Source organism: Flagellimonas maritima, from assembly GCF_003269425.1.
Classification (GTDB): Bacteria; Bacteroidota; Bacteroidia; order Flavobacteriales; family Flavobacteriaceae; genus Flagellimonas; species Flagellimonas maritima.
On the sequence record NZ_CP030104.1, the window covers coordinates 2,353,223 to 2,372,929 of the forward strand.

Here is a 19,707-nt window from a genome sequence, read left to right on the forward strand (position 1 = left end):
CCTACATTCATTCCATATTAATCAGCTGAATATTAAATGATTGAGAATATATAACGGAAATAAGGTATAGGAATTTTTCATGTACTAATGTAAATAGATCAAATAGTAAAAATGGACACAAAGAAAATAATGGTAGGAATGCTACTAGTGATTGCACAAAATATCGGCTTTACCCAAGATTTTCCAAAAATTACACCACCATCGCCAGAGGCCACGGCACTGGCAAAATTTACGGAAATACCGGTTTCCCATTACACTGGGGTACCGAACATCTCCATTCCCATCCACACCATCCAACAGAACGGTATCAATATTCCTGTAAGTTTGAACTACCACTCGCGTGGCATAAAAGTAGAGGAAATAGCCCCAAGGTACGGCCTGGGGTGGGCATTGCAATATGGGGGCTCCATTTCCCGACAGACCCGTGGAGAAACGGATGAGAGCCAGTACGGTTACTTGAACAATAACTATGATATGGACTTTTTTACGGATGCTAATAAGCGAGGTGATGTTCAAGATACATATACGTTCAATCAAGAATATGATTTCACTCCTGATCTGTTCCATTTCAATGTAAACGGGATAGGGGGCAAGTTCATAATCGACAAAGCCGATGGCGAAGTACTTGTACAGGGCTTAGATGATATTGACATTACGTACCTCAACCAAGGCGTGGGCAACCTCAATGGAATAGATCGTTTTGTGATCACGGACAAACATGGCAACAAGTTCTACTTTGGTGTATCCAAAGACGGAAACCGGACGGCACGGAATTATGACGACCTCATAGAGGGGAGCCGTATACCGATGTACGGCGGCAGGGATCCTTTCGCCCCAACTAGCGAAGATTACTTCAATTCTTGGCAATTGATGGAAATCGAGACCAGCTATGGGGATATGATAGAATTCCATTATTACCAACAACCAGAAGCATCTTATACCTTCAGGCACCTGTACGATAAAATCGAAAGTGAATCGCAAGTGCCAGTGCACTACACCATGAAATTGAGGATGTACCAGTATCAACTGTCAGAGATCCGTTTCAACAAGGGAAAACTGGTATTCCAGAGATCTTTAGCAGAAAGGGAAGATCTTCATGGTTCGTATACCTTGGACAAAATCGGTCTTTATGACAAACAGGACAATCCCATCAAGTCCTACGAACTTGGTTATATGTACACTACGAGTATTGCTGACAACAATGTGCACGATTATCTGGAATTGGAGGAGCCAAGGGCAAACAAGAGATTGTTTTTGAGTTCGATACAGGAAACAGCCCCCAACCAAGAGCAACTGCCCCCGTATATTTTCGAGTATAGTACGGTACAGCTTCCCAACAGGTTTTCCAATTCCCAAGACCTGTGGGGATACTTTAACGGAAAGAACAACGGGCAATACCTTACTTTTTTTGATTATGGACAAAACAGTGTGGACAGAACTGTGGATGTGCTAAAGGCTGAAGCGGGACTGCTCAAGAAAATTACATATCCTACAAAGGGCAGTACCAATTTCGTTTACGAGCAAAATAAAGCTATTCCCCCTTTAGAATTTGCGGAAATAGTATTTCAAAACGTAAATCCAATTGTGGATAAAGGTGTCGTGCTATCCCATATAGCTTTTAATGAATATTACGATGATGTGGCCAATAAGTACGAAAGGCCTTTTACAATAGGGGAAGGACTTGTGGGTAATCTAAGTAGTGATGTTAGCTTCAACGATACAAATCTCTGCTTAGATGATGAATTCGATCAAGGGTGTAAATTTCGAGTATTTATAGAAGGCAATAATATATTTTTTGAACTCTTTCTGGGGGAAAATGAGAATAGTATAAATATTTCTCCAGGTGCATATAAACTGATAGTCGAACCACAGTTTGAACATGATCCCCTCGATCCAGAAAATGATGGTTTTACCGCTTATATCAGCTGGGTAGAAGAAGAGGACGCAAATGAAATAGTTTATGCAGGGGGCAAACGCATCAAAAAGATCAATTATGACGATGCCAATGGTTCGGTACGGACCAAAGAATATGAGTATCTGGATAATCTTGGGAATACCAGTGGTAGAATCTTTGGTCTGCCCAATTTTTATGCAATTTCAGATCAAATAGGAGATTTTGTTATTCTGGAAGCTTTTGGTTCGGTACCTGGAAGCCCTCTGGGGACGCCTCAGGGTAATTCGGTAGGCTATGCAAAAGTTACGGAATATTATGGTAAAAATAATACAAATAGCGGCAAGACAGAATATGATTTTTCGGTTATCCCCGATGCCGGCAAATACTATGAATTTCCTTACCCACTTCCAACCGATAATGAATGGTTAAGGGGAAAGATGTTGAAATCTGAGGTGTTCAAAAAAAATACAGGTATTGGCTATACACTGCTCAAAAAAATGGAAAACACCTATTTGTACGGTGGTATTCTTGACAATTATGAATTTCCCCCACCAATTTTCAATCCAGGTGGTTATAAAATGTATTGTAACAGTGATTCTGACCCAGGCTATTCCAAAGATCGTAGGCGGTACCATTTGCCATTGATTCAATTCATTGAACCGGATGATGACAATTGTAATTTCATAGGCGGTCTGGCTTACAGCACGTATTACCTAACTGGGGGTACTTTAAATTTGGGCAAATCTTTGGAGACCAGCTATTTTGAAGACGGTCTGGAACTTACAACGACAACTGAATATTTCTATGATTACGATGAACATTACCAATTGAGCACTGTAAAAACGATAGATAGTGAAGAAATCACAAGAGTGAGAAAAATGTACTATGCCACGGATGTGAACGATGTTGAACTGCTCAATCGTCACCGTTTATCTGAAGTGGTCAGACAGGAAACATATATGGATGTTAACAACGACGACATATTACAAGCCACCGAACTGCTCAGTAAAAAAGAAACACGGTTCAGGTTATGGGACAACAATCAGTATTTGTCCGAATTTGTTAAGAGCCAAAAAGGTATGGGGCCATTTGAAAATAGAATAGCTTTTACGGGCTATGACCATTTTGGAAATCCACTACAGCTATCAAAAACCGATGGAGCTCCAATCAGCTATATATGGGGCTACAACAAGCAATATCCCATAGCAAAAATAGAAAATGCTTCGTATGCCGATATATTCACTGCGTTGGGAATAACCATGGCGGATTTGAAGGCTTTTAATGAAGACAACCTTGAGGATATAAATAACCTTCGCAATAATCCATTACTCCCAGGAGCCATGATTACCACGTACGCATATCGACCTTTGGTAGGCATTATGAACGTAACCGATACTAAAGGCTATAAAATTTCCTACGAATATGATGCCTTCAACAGACTAAAAGAAGTTGAGGACCACAATAGTAGGTTGCTTTCTGAGTACCAATATAAATATAAGGACCAATAATAGGACAAAACCTACAGCATGAAAAAATTTAAGAAAACCTATCCAATAATATGTATTTACAGTGTATTGTTTTTTTTGACTTTGCACCCTATTCAGTCCCAAATTAATGATTCCGATCGTATAGTCGGTTCTTGGTTCTTTGATAGTGAATCTTCATTTGCCGAAGTAGATAGAGAGGTAAACGATTTTATGGAAGCAAACCCGCAATTAAGAGTAAAGATGCAGTCGGCCTATACGGGAAAAACAATCACCTTTCTCGCCAATGGGGCCTATGGCCAGGTTTTGGGCGATGGAACAAGAGCATCCGGAGAATGGTATATAAGGGAAGACGCCCTTTTTATAAAATCCCAGAATGATGTTGTCTATACGTTTCAATTTAAAATTCAAGATAACAAGCTTGTGCTTACAACAGTATCGCAAAATCGGGAATCCAAAAGTGTAGTGCCCAATCAATATTTTACTAAAATCTAAGACGATGGCCAAACACACTAAAAAAATTCTTAGCAATCTAGTTCTATTATTCTGTTTCTCATTTGGTTATTCCCAATTTGGCTTTCCTGGCGGAGGAGGTGGTGGCAATACGTATGTCATATCTGGTCCTTCACCTGTCTATAATGGCAGTACGCGAAACTATTCATTGAACCACGGGAATTCCATTACGAGCGCTACTTGGGGGATTAGCAATCTATACGGGAGTGTGGTATCTTCTACGTCCACTTCCGCGAGTATCAGTTTTACTGCTGCGGGCTCTACGTCTGTAAGCGCTTTTATACAAGATAATTTGGCCAATATTCATTTTGTCACTAAGAATGTTACAATACAGGCAGGTTTATCGCCGGGCACTATATCTGGCCCACAGACCATTTGTTATTTGGGAAATCCTGCGAACATAAGCAACACATCCTCTGCATCGGGCGGTGGGGGCGGTTATGTTTACCAATGGCAAGATTCCCCTGGTGGCGGGACTATCTGGAACAATATCAATGGTGCCACTTCCACCAGTTATAATCCTCCCGGAGGATTTACCGTTTCAAAATGGTATCGTAGAAAAGTTACCTCTGGCATTCTTGTCAACTATACAAGTTCCGTGAAGATAACGGTCAAGGCACCATTGAACGGCGGAAGCATTAACGGTACCCAAACGGTATGTTATGCGGGCAATCCAAATACTTTGGGAAATGCGGCTTCCCCGTACAATGGTGTAGGGGGGTACACGTACCAATGGCAATATTCCAATAATGGAAATGGAGGATGGTCCAACATCGGTGGCGCTACGTCCAGTACATATAATCCACCAAATGGGCTTACATCCAACAGATGGTACCGTAGAAAAGTAGTTTCTTGCGGACAGACAAAATACACCAATGTCATAAAAGTGACCGTTGACCCTGGGCAGACCTACTACGCCGACACTGATGGTGACGGTTACGGAGACCCTGGCAGCAGTACCATTGCCTGTAGCCATCCCCAAGGATATGTGACCAACAGTGCCGACCATGACGATAGTACCGTACTGATTACCAACATTGCCCCCCAGCTATACTATAGCGATAGCGACGGTGACGGTATTGGTGATGGCAACAGTACCATTTTTGCCAGTTTTAAGATTTTGGGGTATGCCAATACGACGGGCGACCCCTGTCCAGATATTCCTGGATTGGGCGACGGATGTGATGCACAAACGGTATTGCCCAGTAACGAGAACTATGTCCACAAAAAATCTTTCCAAGACATGGAGGGTACAACGGCGATAGAGCAGGTAACCTATTATGATGGACTGGGCAGGCCCATGCAACATGTGGAAGTAGGGGCATCGGGCACGGGCGCCATAAACATTGCTGCGAACGCCCCTGCGGGATGGACAATGGATTGGAACATCGGTAGCGGCAGCACCGGTTTCTTCAATCAAAATGGCGTTACTACCGAGAACAAACGTATTACCGCACCGGGGCCGTTCGGGAAACCCCAGGTCATTTGGTCATGCGGCAACGACCCGAGTAGCAGTGCCGACGGTGGTTGGAACACGGATTACTTTGCGGTGGACAAAACCAAGGCCTACCGGTACACGGTCTGGGTAAACCGTTTTCATTCGAACGACGGAAAAACCTACCATGGCACCCAGAACGTCGACAACCTTGGGGGAGGAGCCAATGGTAACCCTTACTTTTGGAGCGGTGACCTGCCACAATTGGAAGAGTGGTACCTATTGGTGGGCGTGGTGCACCCTTTTGATCATGGAGGTGGGGATATTGGTGTAAGCGGGGTCTATGACATGCAGGGGAATCGCATCGTAGATGGCACAGAATTCAAATGGCGCAATGATACGACCACCTCGCGTTTTAGGAGCTACCTGTACTACAGTACCGATGTGAACGTACGGCAGTACTTCCATGCACCAACATTAGAGGTGATGGATGGTACCGAAGTGCCGCTACGCTCTATATTGGGCAATGGAAGGGCAAACGACCTAATAACGCACATAGACTATGACGAATACGGCCGCAAGGAGAAGGAATGGTTGCCCCATGTCCCGGACACGGGCGTAAGGGGAAGTTATAGGGGAGGGGATATGGCCATGTCCACCAAAGAATATTATCTTTCGGCCTACCCTATGGATTTTCCCTCAATGTCTGTCAACGAGGTCAACGCCTACTCTCAGAGCGGGTTCGAGGCCTCTCCTCTCAACCGTTTACTGAAACAGGCGGCCCCGGGCAAGGATTGGAAAATGGGCAACGGACATGAGATTGAATTTGGATATCTAACAAATTTTGCGAACGAAGTGCGTCTTTATAGAGTGGATATAAACTTTGCCAACGGTATTTATGAACCTACTTTGGTGGCCAACGGTCACTATAACTCAGGGACGCTTTACAAAAACGTGAACTATGATGAGAACCATGACGGAACACCCTCCAAGCTGCACACCACGGAAGCGTTTACCGACAAGCTTGGCAGGACTGTGCTCAAGCGCACCTACGTCCTTGTCGGCGGACAGGAAGAGGCCCATGACACCCATTATGTGTATGATGATTATGGCAACCTCACCTATGTGCTGCCCCCAAAGGTGGACACCGCCAATGGGGTCAGCGCCACGGAGCTGACCGAGCTCTGTTACCAATACAAATATGACCATAGGAACCGTCTGGTGGAAAAGAAGGTACCGGGCAAGGGCTGGGAACATATCGTCTACAACAGACTGGATTGGCCCATTATGACCCAGGACGCAAACCTCAGGATCAACGACCAATGGCTTTTTACTAAGTACGATGCCCATGGGCGGGTAGCGTACACGGGGTTACATACCCAACCCGGGGCTACGGACCGTGCTACCATGCAAGGGTATGCCGACGATACCATTTCTTACGGCCAGTACGAAACAAAACAGGGAAGCTCCGGAACTATTGCGGGGACAACGATATATTATTCCAATGATACGTTCCCGCAGGGCATTATGGAGCTTTACAAGATCAATTATTATGATAACTATGTGTTCGACAGGCCAGGGCTCAGCCTTCCCGTATCTGTGCTGGGAACAAACACCTCGTTACAGGTTACGGGACTGGCCACGGGTAGCAAGGTTCGCATATTGGGGACCAACGATTGGACCACAACGATGCTCGGCTATGATGACCAGGGAAGGAGCATCTGGACCAAGAGTATCAACGATTATCTGGGCAGTACGGATGTTACGGAGACCAGGCTCGATTTTGTGGGCAGGCCGTTGCAGACTAGGAACATCCATGCAAGGGACGGTCACGACCCGATAACGACCGATAACGATTATGAATACGATGATATGGGCAGGCTCATGGGACGGGAACAGGAAATTGGACTACAGGAGACGCTGCTGGTCAATAATACCTATGACGAACTGGGGCAACTGGTAGCAAAAAAAGTGGGCGGCAACCTGCAGACGGTGGACTATCGGTACAATGTGCGCGGCTGGCTAAAGGCCATCAATAATACCGCAAACCTGGGCAACGACCTTTTTGCCTTCGATATCAATTACAATACGGCGGACCATGGGGGCACACCGCTCTATAATGGCAATATTGCGGAAACGGAATGGCGTACGGCAAACACGGACAACGGGTTAAAATGGTACCGCTACGGCTACGATCCGCTGAACAGGATCATAAATGCCACTGCAAACAGTCCCAACTATCATCTGAACAGCGTTGGTTATGATAAAAATGGAAATATTCTATCTTTGCAAAGGCAGGGGCATACCAATGCAGATGCCACGCTCTTTGGCAATATGGACGATCTGGTGTACACGTATGACAGCGGCAACAAGCTTATAAAGGTACTGGACAACGGGAACGATAGCCAAGGCTTTAATGACGGGACCGATATCGCCACCGAATACGTTTATGACCAAAATGGGAATATGACCATTGATCTCAACAAGGGCATTAGGGGGGCAACTACCACGGACCCGGGTATTGTGTACAACCATTTAGACTTGCCCGAGAGTATTTCGGTGAACGGCAACGGTAACAACGGCACCATTTCGTATATTTACGATGCCACGGGCAGAAAACTAAAAAAGATTGTGAGTACGGGCAACACTACAGAGTATGCGGGCAACTACGTCTACGAGAACGGACAGCTGCAGTTCTTTGGACACCCAGAGGGCTATGTGGTCCCGGATGGACAGGGAGGCTATGACTATGTGTACCAATACAGGGACCATCTAGGGAACATCAGATTGAGCTATCAGGACATCAACGAAGATGGCTCGGTCGACAGCTCCGAGATACTCCAAGAAAGAAACTACTATCCCTTCGGACTTGAACATAAAGGGTACAATAATTCCATAAACGGTGTGGAGAACAACTACATGACCTACCAAGGGAAAGAGCTTGACGAGAGTCTTGGTCTTGATTGGCATGACTTCGGGGCAAGGCAATATGATGCTTCGATTGGCAGATGGTTGACCATCGACCCATTGGCAGAGCAGACAGGTTATGCTTATGCAGCTATGAACAACAACCCTGTAGCTATGATTGATCCTACAGGAATGAGTGCGTTCTGGGTTCCAAAATTAAATGAGGATGGTTCTACTTCATATATTGCAGAAGAAGGGGATACCGTGGAAACCTTCCAATCTCAATATGGGCTTGAAGATGGGCAAGCAGAAGCCATAATTGGAAATCAAGAAATTGTAGCGGGAGAAACAGAAATATCTGGAGAGCAAGTTAAACAAGTGACAGAAAGTGACGTACTGCAACTAGATCTGGCATCAGACCAAGCAAAAGGAAAAAAAGGAGAGCAGAGAATCTTTGATCAATTTGTTTTTGCGGGGGATATTGCTGCTTCAAAAGGTGAAGACAGGTTTTTTTCGGGAGACTTTTTCTCAAATCTTCAAACAATTAAAACAGGACAAGGTGGTGGCACCATAAGCGGAACGGCTTCCATGACTACTGGAGGTCAGACTTTCGATGTTTTGTTTGATTTAGTTCTGACTGGTTCAAATGGAATAGGAAAAAGTAGGCCAACATTGTTCACAAATACGTTCACTGAGAGTGCATTACAAAGAGGCACACCTTTAAGTAATACAAAGCCCACGACTCTTTTACAATTTAGAACGTTTAAAGATAGAAATGGTTTTAATCGCCCTAGTGCACCCAGTGAAATAGGTGCCCTAGGTGATTTTGGACCTTTACTTAATAGAAGACTTAATAGAAGGCAATAATGAAAAAAATAGTTTTAATTACAGTTTTTATAGGAACACTCTTTTCTTCATGCAAAGTCAATAATGCGTTGGTATCAGAAAAGATAGTAGATTGTATAGATGAAGGTGTAAAACCGAAAAGAGAGCTATTTGGTTACCCTATAAGTCAATATACAGTAGATACTTTTACAAATTTTGAAGAATATCTTTTGACCAAGGGGTACATTTTTTCTTCTTCAAAACAGGATTATAGAAGATTTATTGATGATGTCATAACAAATCCTGAAAAGTACAAGGATATATATGATCATGTTTATAATCACGATCAATACCTTGATACTAAGATTATATACAATCCAGATTTTGTTTTGCTCTACTGCCCTTCAACTATTCTTGAGAAAGAAAAAAACGATGTATTATCAAAGCAGTTGGAAATAATGCAGAATGTGTTGGAAACCACTTATGGTGATAAAGAGAGCGTAGATAAGCTTTTTGCAGCTACACCATCTGAAAATTTTAAATATTTAGCCTTTAAGATACCTGTGATGTATATGGTTTTACTTAAGGTAACTCAATTTCACATACCTAAAGGATAACGTCTTATATTAATACAGATAATGTTTAAAACTAGGAAACCGCCCAAGTGGCGGTTTTTTTATGCCTTTGAATAGGCTTTTTTGGTCTTGTGGTAGCTTATGGCCATATCGATAAGCTCATAGATCTTGGTGCGCTCCCCTTCGGTAAAGCTCTCGATGTCCCTGACCTTTTGCAACAGTTCCTTGTCCATGATGGTATCATCGCCCCCTAATAGAAAATCCACGGTAACGCCAAGTTCGTCCGCAATGGCCTTAGCGGTGTCAATTGACGGTTTGATCTCGTTGCGCTCGTACCGCCCGATGATGGGTGCGGAAGTACCCACCTTCTTTGCAAGCTCGTCCTGCGAAATATCCTTGTCCGCCCGTATTTTCTTTAAGTTATCTCCAAATGACATAAACACAGTAATAAGTAAACAAAACATCAAAAATGCTATACAAAAATAGCTATTTATGAACATAAAGCGCATTATTGTTGAAAACAATAGCCATATTGGTTATCCATTAATAGACAATAACTATGTATTTGTAGTCAAATATGGTTACAAAATAGTTTTCAACAAATGCTCGAAACGACCAACCCGCACAACTATGCCTACCGCACCGACCACTTGGAGGTGCACGTCCTCGGCGGAATGAAGACCACCAAACTGGAAACCCTGCGCATCACATTGAGCATACAGAAACCAAAATCCCGATGATGGGGGCTGATGTACCCACCTTTTTTGCAAGCTCGTCCTGCGACCACCTCAATCGCTTCCTTATCGATAAAATACGTTCACCCGCTACCGCTAGTCTGTGACTAGTGGCAAAGAACAAGAGTAAGAAAACAAAAGAAAAATGCCGGTTATTACTAGCCCGTTTTTTTCTTCACAACTTTTATTTCTTTGAGTTTTTTGATTAAAAAGCGCTTTTTGAGGTGTTTTTATAGTTAAGGATGAGATTGCTCTATATCGTTTTATAGAACATGTTACATACAAAATGTCAATGTTCGGGCATGCTTCTTTTATTACTTTAAAAGAATTACATCAACGATATATTTACAACACCTAGATTGTATAATATAAAGTGTGGACTTCACAAATTTTTTATAATTTTTAATAGCTTTATTCTTACTATTTTAGTATCTTTCTATGTACTAAACGCTCACTATTTTTTTTCTAATCTAACATACGTGAATATGACCTTTTATTAGCTTTTAAACCCTTAGGGTAAATTCCCTGCCAAGATTAAAAGAACATTTTGCACTGAGATGGGCAAGATGTATGAACATAACCTATCGTTCCGTTCTGGTTCCGATTTGCATCAAAAACGAGCATTTAAAACTTTTGGGCCACTGGTCTACAATCTCATTGGAATATAACATGGGACAAGGATTTCATTGTTCAAACTTTTTTTCATATGCTTTCCTTCCCTAATTCACGATTGAAAAATAGTGTGGCTCCCCACAATGTAAGTTTAAAAGAAGATGAAAAGAACAGTAGTTATTGCAATTATGGCCTTAGTATTCATATACGGCCAAACACAAGAAATGCCCAACCTTGTTCCACCAGCCCCGGAAGCTACAGCTTTGGCAAAGTATGTAGACATACCAGTTTCATTTTATAATGGCACACCCAATATAAGTATCCCAATCCATACCATTGATTTGGAGGGAATTTCCATACCAATCTATTTGAGTTACCACGCCAAAGGAATTCAAGTAGAGGAAATAGCTTCAAGGGTCGGCTTGGGGTGGACCATGAACTTTGGTGGCGCTATTACAAGGCAAATTAGGGGTACTGCGGATGAGTATGTACCAAATGGGATAAAAGGATACTTAAGGGATGACTTTTATGAGACTTTTTTTACTTCGGAAAGTACTAGATTAAGAATCTACAATAGTGTTTTGTTAGGGAAGCAAGATCTTTATCCGGACAGCTTTATGTTTAATTTTTTAGGGTATTCGGGCAAATTCATTTTTGATCAGCGTACAAAAATGCCAGTGATTCAACATTTTACCGACCTTAAAATAATACCAGTTTGGGCAAATGGGACAGTAGGTGAAATAGCAGGTTGGATAGTAGTTACTCCAGATGGTTTCAAGCTCCATTTCGGGCTGTCCAAAGATGGTGTATTAGCCGCTAGGGATAAGGAAAATATAATTGAAAATGCTGTTTTTTCGAACGGTATGCTATCCAATTCTCCCGATAGTGGGTCTTTTGGTGCATATACGTCATGGTATTTTATGGATATTACAGCACCCCACGGCAAGACCATAAAGTTCAAATACATTGATGAGGAACCCATTTACTGTAGAAGGAATTTCGATAAAATAGATTTTGGGTCAAACGTTGTTAGTTCGTTTTTCGCGAAAGTGAAGCCTGTTCAACATCAGATATCTGAAATCTTATTTGATCAAGGTAAGATAAAATTTATAAAGGCAAATACTGAAAGAGAAGATCTTGATGGTGCATACGCTTTGGATAAAATTCAAATTACCGATTTCCAAGATACACTCGTTAATAGCTACCAATTCAATTATTCATATACTACGGGACCTGCTACCAATGTATTGAGTGTGTTAAGCACTTGTGATCAAAAGGCCAGCAAAAGGCTTTTCCTTAACTCGATAGACACCTATGATAAATTGGGGTCCACTTCGTTGCAACCATACCAATTTTTCTACGATAGCATACTATTGCCCCATAGGTTTTCCAACTCCCAGGATACTTGGGGGTATTACAATGGAAAGGATAATGGTGATTATCTCACCTTTTTTGATTATGGTACTACAACAATAAATAGAGAGGTGGACACTGTGAAATCACAGGCCGGTATGTTGAATAAAATACAATTGCCTACTGGAGGGTCTATAAACTATGAATATGAACAAAATAGAGCCATACCCCCTGAATATTTTAAGAACCTTTTCTTTCCAGATACAAATCCTACAGTGAGCAAAAGCGCTGGGCTTGCCAAAAACCCATTATTTTTTAATGGAACAGTCTATGAGTCAGAACCTTTTGTAATTGGTGATATTGTTGGTATGGCGCGGGTTATAACTTCCCTAGGGCTACCAAATAATTGTGGTACTGACCAGTTAATGACTACCTGTCCGTATAGTGCACAATTGATTGGTCCTCAAAGTAATATAACGTTAATCAATGATAGTGTTGATATGCAGCTTGTACCTGGCAGTTACACAATAAGGGTTACCCCTAATACGAATATATCGCACGATCACAATGATATTTTCAACAATCCTTTTGGTGTATTAGTAGTATGGAATGAAGACGTAGGAAATCAAGGAGATACTGAACTGCTTTTTACCTCTGGCAATAGAATTAAAAAAATCACTTTAAAAGACGCTAGAGGAGGTACAATCGAAAAAGAATACGAGTATAGAGACCAAGAGGGTATAAGTAGTGGGAGGGTATTTTCATTACCCAGCTATTATTACATAGAAGACCCTCTTGCAGGAGGTGTTATTATAAGAAGAAAATATGGTGCACGTCCTGGTAGCCCTATTACTTACGAACAAGGCAATCATGAAGGGTATGAATATGTTACCGAACATATCATCGGAGAAAACGGTAAGCAGGGAAAAACCGAACATCGTTTTACGGTATATGCAGATTCTGGGGATTTCTATGAATTCCCGTACCACCTTGCAACGGATAATGAATGGATGAGGGGAAAATCTCTGGAAACAAAATATTACAGAAAAGACATGGAAGGATATACGCTTATAAAAGAAATAAAGAATACATATAGATATGGGGATTTACTGGGCGTTCCTTTTCATTTGATGACACCGCCTTTGTCACCTGCAGCCTCTTACGGTGAAATTTATGAAGCCACAAGGACCAAACATGTTATTTCGCTAATGATTCCTTTTGACCAAGATGGAACTTTGGCAGACCCCGATGAACACAACGAATTTAAAACATATTATTTGACAGCGGGAACTTTGAATTTGTATTCTACCGAGGAGAAAACATACGATGGTACCGCGGTTCTTTCCAAAAAAACAACATATGGTCATGATTATGGGAACCACTATCAAGTGAGCGAATCCAAGAGTGCCGTAAACAATGGCAAGATAGTGTCAACAAAAATGTACTATCCTTCCAACAAAAACTCTCTTTCCGGTTTGTCGCCTTCGGCGTATACTACATTAGGACTATTGGAAGCGATGAGACCTGGCGAACTGGTCCAAGTAGAAACGATCACCGAAAGTGGTGCAGGTACTCAATTGTCCACAACTACTACGCGAACGAATTTCAGGGATTGGGGGAACGACCTTATTGCACCAGAAAATATACAGATCGCAAAGAATGGAAGTGTTTTGGAAAACAGAATCTTGTACCTTGACTATGATGACCGCGGTAATCCGCTTGAAATTACTAGAGCCGATGGTATTTCTGTTTCCTACATCTGGGGATATAATAAGACCTTCCCTGTAGCAAAAATAGAAAATGCCACTAGGACCCAAATCGAAGCGTTGAATGGATTTGGTCTAAATTTTAATTCGGGTACTAGAGGACTTACACTGCTTCAGGAAAGTACACTTCGTAATAACCTCTCAGTTGCGATGATTACCACGTACGACTATAAACCGATGGTAGGTCTTGTTAATATAACAGACCCAAAAGGTTATACCACTGAGTACGCCTACGACACTTTCAACAGACTGGAGCATATTAAGGATAATGCTGGGAGCATAGTTGAACAGTACAGATATCGTTATAAAAACTAACTAGGTAAATAATGAAAAAATATAATATACATATCTTGTTAAATCTGTTGTTTCTAGCCATCGGTTTTTCACTTTTCGGTCAAACTTTTTGTCCAAGTATTCCTGAAAATTTTGGACATTCAGGAGGGGATACCACAATTTTAATTTTAGATATTTCATGCCGCCCTCTTTCTGCATTCAGCAATGTTCCTGGCTGGCTAACGGTCACAAGACCAAGTGGTAACATTAAAATAGTATGTCAAGCGAACACGGGTGCCAGTAGAAATGCATCCATTACATATCAAACCAGTTCGGGTATGCAATTTTTATGGGTTAATCAGAATGCCTATCCAGCAGTGCCACTAATGCCAAGTATCACACAAAACTGCGGAAGTATTGTTCTTACTCGTGGTAATCCACCAACCAATATAACATGGTATTGGCAAAGTTCTTCAGGGGGCACGAGTACTGTTAATTCTTCACCTTCCATAACACGTACCTCGGGTAGTGTTTACTACTTGAGAGCAAGAAATTCAGGTGGGGAATGGGGTACTGCCCGAACTGTAAACTATAGTATTAATTCAATTCCTTCTATACCTTCAACACCATCCGTATCCAATAATTGCGGCAATAGTGTACTTACGCGTAGTAACCCACCAAATGGGGTAACTTGGTATTGGCAAAGTAGTTCAGGGGGTACAAGTATATCCAATTCCTCATCTAGCATCACGCTTACCAGTGGAAGTGTTTACTATTTGAGAGCAAGGAGCAGTAGTGGTTGTTGGGGAAGTGCCAGAACAGTAAACTATAGTATTAAACCAATACCACCCATACCATCTGTACCAACAATTACAAACAACTGTGATAGTACTGTTTTGACAAGGAGTAACCCGTCAAGTGGAACCACTTGGTATTGGCAAAGTAGTTCAGGAGGCACGAGCACATCAAACTCTGAGTTGAGTGTTATACGTACTAGTGGTAGTGTGTACTACTTAAGAGGCAGAAGTAGTGCTGGTTGTTGGGGTAGTTCTAGAACAATAAATTATAGTATCAATCAATCCTCTATCTATTATGCCGATACGGATGGAGACGGTTACGGTGATCCCAGTAACACCACCAATGCCTGTAGCCAACCCTCTGGTCACGTCATCAATAGTAGTGACTACGATGATGGTACTGTATTCATAACCAATATTTTGCCACAAATGTACTATAGTGACAGGGATGGTGACGGTATCGGTGACGGTGCCAGTACGGTTTACACAAGTTTCAGGCTCTTGGGCTATGCTAGCACTACAGGCGACCCCTGTCCAGATGATTCTGGTACAATTACTGGTTGCCCGGACCAAACCACCACATTGAGCAATGAGAACTACGTGCATACAATTTCGTATCAAGACCCGAACGGTACAACAGCCATAGAGAGAGTGACCTATTACGATGGGTTGGGAAGGCCCATTCAGCAGGTAGGAATCAGGGCATCGGGCACTAGTAATGAAACCGCCACTGCGAATACCGCCGCAGGCTGGGCCATGGACTGGACCATTGGAGATGGCAGTACGGGTTTCTTCAACCAAAACGGCAATACTTCGGAGAACCAACGGGTATTGGCTCCCGGTCCCTTTGGGCAACAGGAGGTTGTCTGGAGGTGTGGCAACGACCCGGGAAGCAACTCCGACGGGGGTTGGAACACTGAATACTTCACAGTGGACAGGACCAAGACCTATCGCTATATGGTTTGGGTGAACCGTTTCCATTCCAATGACGGTACCACCTATCATGGTACTCAGAACGTCGACAACCTTGGGGGCGGTGACAATGGTAACCCTTACTTTTGGAGCGGTGACCTGCCGCAATTGGGAGAGTGGTACCTATTGATTGGTATTGTGCACCCCTACGACCATGGTAGTGTGGATATCGGATTGAGTGGGGTGTACGACATCAACGGCAACAAGGTCATTGATGGAACGGAGTACAAATGGGGCAGTGGTACAACCACATCACGCTTCAGGAGCTACCTGTATTATAGCACGGATGTTAACGTACGGCAGTATTTTACCCAACCCATGCTTGAAGTAGTAGATGGTAGTGAGGTTCCGTTAAGTGCTTTATTTAACAACGGGCAGCCCAGCGATTTGGTATTTCACGTGGATTATGACGAGTACGGCCGGATGAACAGGGAATGGCTTCCCTATGTTCCTGTCATGGGGGCAAGTGGAAATTTCAGGACAGGAAATATTGAAATGGCAACCAAGCAGTATTATAGTTCGGTCTATCAATCAGATTTTCCTGTCATGGCCACCAATGACGTGAACGCTTATTTCGAAAAAGAGTTCGAGCCCTCCCCCCTGAACCGTGTGCTGAAACAGGCGGCCCCGGGAGAGGACTGGAAGATGGGCAGCGGGCATGAGATTGAGTTTGAAAACAAAGTGAATTATTCATCAACAGATGCAGTACGTAGGTTTGAGGTTGTTTTTACAGGAGAAAATCCAGAAACACCTGTTTTAAACGAACTATCTGGAGTATATGATACCGGCGAACTTTACAAAACCGTGACCAAGGACGAGAACCATGACGGGACAACCTCCAAGCTGCACACCACCGAGTCGTATACCGACAAGCTGGGCCATGTGGTGCTCAAGCGGACGTATGGGGAAGTCGGGTCGCCGAGCGCAGTCGAGGCCCACGATACCCATTACGTGTACGACGACTACGGCAACCTCACCTATGTGCTGCCGCCCAAGGTGGACACCTCCAACGGGGTCAGCGCCACGGAGCTCAACGAGCTCTGCTACCAGTACAAGTACGATCACCGCAACCGCCTGGTGGAGAAAAAAATACCGGGCAAGGGCTGGGAACATATCGTCTACAACAAGCTGGACCAACCCGTGATGGTACAGGATGCGGTGCAGCGCACCGACAACGAATGGTCCTATACCAAGTACGATGCCTTTGGCAGGGTGGCCTATACGGGCATTGCGGACCTTGTCGCGACCAGGTCGCAGGCACAGGCCAACGTTGACGGGGCGGCCGCACAGTTCGAGGAAAGGGACGGCCCTGTGTACACCACAAACACCTATCCTTCCATCTACGCCGTTCCCAACGTGCTGCACACGATGAACTATTACGATGCCTATGACTTTGACCTGCAGGGCTACACCATCCCCACCACGGTGCTGGGCCAGACGGTCTCCCAGAACGTAAGGGGCCTGCCCACTGGCGGGGGCGTACTGGTGCTGGACGGCAACGGCGACAAGTGGGTGAGCTGGGCCAGGGCCTATGACGAAAAGGGCAGGGTCATAACGGAGGGCACCTTGAACGACTACCTGCAGACCTTCACGCAGGTGGAGACCAAGCTTGACTTTGTGGGCAGGCCGGAGCAGGTGGTCACCACCCACAGCAAGGGGGCAAACCCGCCGATAGTGACAACGGACGACTATGCGTACGACCATATGGGCAGGCTCACCCAGCAGACCCGGACCATAGGGGCCCATACCGAGACCATCGTGGAGAACACCTATGGTGAACTGGGGCAACTGGTAGGGAAGAAAGTTGGCGGCAACCTACAGACGGTGGACTATGAGTATAATGTACGGGGATGGCTCAAACGTATCAACGACCACACGAGCATGGGCAACGACCTTTTCGCCTTCGATATCAACTACAACACGGCGGACCATGGGGGCACACCGCTCTACAACGGGAACATCAGTGAGACGGAGTGGAAAACGGCCAATGTGGACAACGGCCTGAAATGGTACCGCTACGGCTATGATGCGCTCAACCGTCTGGGCCATGCGGTAAGCAACAACGGGAGATATGACGTTGGTAGCCCCACGGAGCCGATTGCCTATGACAAGAACGGGAACATCACCTTCCTGAAGAGAAAAGGGCACGTGGTGGAGAACCCCGATAATGCCATCACCGGAGACTTCGGTTCCATGGACCGCATGTACTATTATTACCCCGCCCAGAGCAACAAGGTGAGGAAGGTATCCGATTTTGCCAACGACGACCAGGGCTTCAGGGAAATCCCCGGCAGCACCGGGGACGATTTTAGCTATGACCTAAACGGAAACATGACATCCGATGCCAATAAAGGGATAACATCGATAACGTACAACCACTTGAATCTCCCTGTACAGGTGAACTTTGGCAGTAACAATATCCAATATGTCTATGCGGCCAATGGAATAAAATTGAAGAAAACCGTAAACGATGGTGGTTCTTCCATATCCACGGAGTATAATGGCAACTTTATTTATAAGACTGTGGGTGGGAACAACGAATTACAGTTCATTGGCCATTCTGAAGGTTATATAACCCCCAATGGTGGCAATGGATGGCAATACGTCTATAATTATAAGGATCACCTGGGCAATGTAAGGTTAAGCTATGCTGATGCTGATGGCAACGGTTCGATAGACCCTGCCAACGAGGTAATCGAGGAAAGCAACTACTACCCCTTTGGACTTGAACACAAAGGTTACAATAATGTCATCAACGGTACTGAAAACAACTACATGACCTATGTTGGGAAAGAGAAGAACGAAAGTCTTGGCCTGAACCTTCTCGAAATGGACTGGAGACAGTACGACCCTTCTATTGGAAGATTCATCGGAATTGATGCAATGGCTGAAAGTTTTGAAAGTTTTACCCCTTATCATTACGCCAACAATAGTCCTATAATGTACAACGACCCTACTGGATTATTTACTAACGTAGTAAATGAGGACGACCCATCACAAACTTTCTTTATAGATGATGGTTTTGACTTTGAATTTTTTGTAACCGCTGATGAATTTGCAACAATAACGGAAGCGGGTGCTATTCCCAAAGAACTCAGGAGTAAATTCTTTAAAGCTTTTTTGGCAGAAGTCGGAAAGGAAATGAAGGTACAACGCGAGGATAATATAGTTAGTGATTTACTACATTTCTTCTTTTATGACGATATTGGAGATGGTATTGTAAATTCAGCAGAAGGAAAATACGGTGCAGCTGCTATATCGATATTCTTAGGTAAGCTTAAAAAAGGTAAGAAAGGTTACAATCTTGTGAAGAAACTAATGAAGAAAAGAAAAAGGTTACCTACACCAGATTTAGACCCGGGAGAATTTAAGAAAAAAGGTGATAAATGGATTCATAAAGATACTGGTGCTATTTTTTCAAAATCAAAAACTAGTCATGGCAACCCAGGTAATACTGGCGACCAATGGAAAGCATGGCCAAAGGGAACAACAGATTTTGGGAATACATCGAAGAAAGCAGGAACAAGGGTTACTATCGATGGTGATGGTAATGTAATCGGAAATTAA

At 43.6% G+C, this 19,707-nt stretch carries 7 protein-coding genes; 6 read left to right on the plus strand and 1 reads right to left on the minus strand.

The genetic code is table 11. The features are described 5' to 3' along the window. Positions 1-111: 111 nt before the first annotated feature. From HME9304_RS10410 to HME9304_RS10425, 4 genes are read left to right on the plus strand one after another with little or no spacing between them, the layout of a single operon-like run. Positions 112-3,402 carry a hypothetical protein gene (locus tag HME9304_RS10410; protein ID WP_112378536.1) on the plus strand — a complete coding sequence of 1,097 codons (3,291 nt, stop codon included), beginning with the start codon at positions 112-114 and terminating at the stop codon, positions 3,400-3,402. An 18-nt stretch (positions 3,403-3,420) separates the two neighbouring features. Further along, positions 3,421-3,873 (plus strand): hypothetical protein, encoded by a 453-nt coding sequence (locus tag HME9304_RS10415; RefSeq protein ID WP_123877442.1) that lies wholly within the window; start codon positions 3,421-3,423, stop codon positions 3,871-3,873. 4 nt (positions 3,874-3,877) lie between these two features. Beyond that, a complete protein-coding gene (locus HME9304_RS10420; RefSeq protein WP_112378538.1) occupies positions 3,878-9,100 on the plus strand; it encodes a DUF6443 domain-containing protein in 5,223 nt (1,740 codons plus the stop codon). After that, positions 9,100-9,675: a hypothetical protein gene (locus tag HME9304_RS10425; protein WP_112378539.1), complete on the plus strand. Its 576-nt coding sequence runs from the start codon at positions 9,100-9,102 to the stop codon at positions 9,673-9,675. Before HME9304_RS10420 ends, HME9304_RS10425 begins: the two co-directional genes overlap by 1 nt. A gap of 59 nt (positions 9,676-9,734) precedes the next feature. Here the strand turns inward: HME9304_RS10425 and HME9304_RS10430 are convergent, their stop codons facing one another. Then, positions 9,735-10,070 carry a helix-turn-helix domain-containing protein gene (locus HME9304_RS10430; RefSeq protein WP_112378540.1) on the minus strand — a complete coding sequence of 112 codons (336 nt, stop codon included), beginning with the start codon at positions 10,068-10,070 and terminating at the stop codon, positions 9,735-9,737. Positions 10,071-11,140: 1,070 nt separating this feature from the next. Between HME9304_RS10430 and HME9304_RS10435 the strand changes: the two genes are divergently transcribed. Together HME9304_RS10435 and HME9304_RS10440 are read left to right on the plus strand one after the other, a co-directional pair. Next, a complete protein-coding gene (locus tag HME9304_RS10435; protein ID WP_123877445.1) occupies positions 11,141-14,413 on the plus strand; it encodes an RHS repeat protein in 3,273 nt (1,090 codons plus the stop codon). 11 nt (positions 14,414-14,424) lie between these two features. Beyond that, the gene (locus HME9304_RS10440) at positions 14,425-19,707 is read left to right on the plus strand and encodes a DUF6443 domain-containing protein (RefSeq protein WP_112378542.1); all 5,283 of its coding nucleotides are present in this window, start codon (positions 14,425-14,427) and stop codon (positions 19,705-19,707) included.

Coding starts and splice junctions, on each gene's coding strand:
- HME9304_RS10435 (WP_123877445.1), top strand. CDS start 11,141: ATGAAAAGAACAGTAGTTATTGCAATTATGGCCTTAGTATTCATATAC.
- HME9304_RS10415 (WP_123877442.1), top strand. CDS start 3,421: ATGAAAAAATTTAAGAAAACCTATCCAATAATATGTATTTACAGTGTA.
- HME9304_RS10440 (WP_112378542.1), top strand. CDS start 14,425: ATGAAAAAATATAATATACATATCTTGTTAAATCTGTTGTTTCTAGCC.
- HME9304_RS10420 (WP_112378538.1), top strand. CDS start 3,878: ATGGCCAAACACACTAAAAAAATTCTTAGCAATCTAGTTCTATTATTC.
- HME9304_RS10430 (WP_112378540.1), bottom strand. CDS start 10,070: ATGTCATTTGGAGATAACTTAAAGAAAATACGGGCGGACAAGGATATT.
- HME9304_RS10425 (WP_112378539.1), top strand. CDS start 9,100: ATGAAAAAAATAGTTTTAATTACAGTTTTTATAGGAACACTCTTTTCT.
- HME9304_RS10410 (WP_112378536.1), top strand. CDS start 112: ATGGACACAAAGAAAATAATGGTAGGAATGCTACTAGTGATTGCACAA.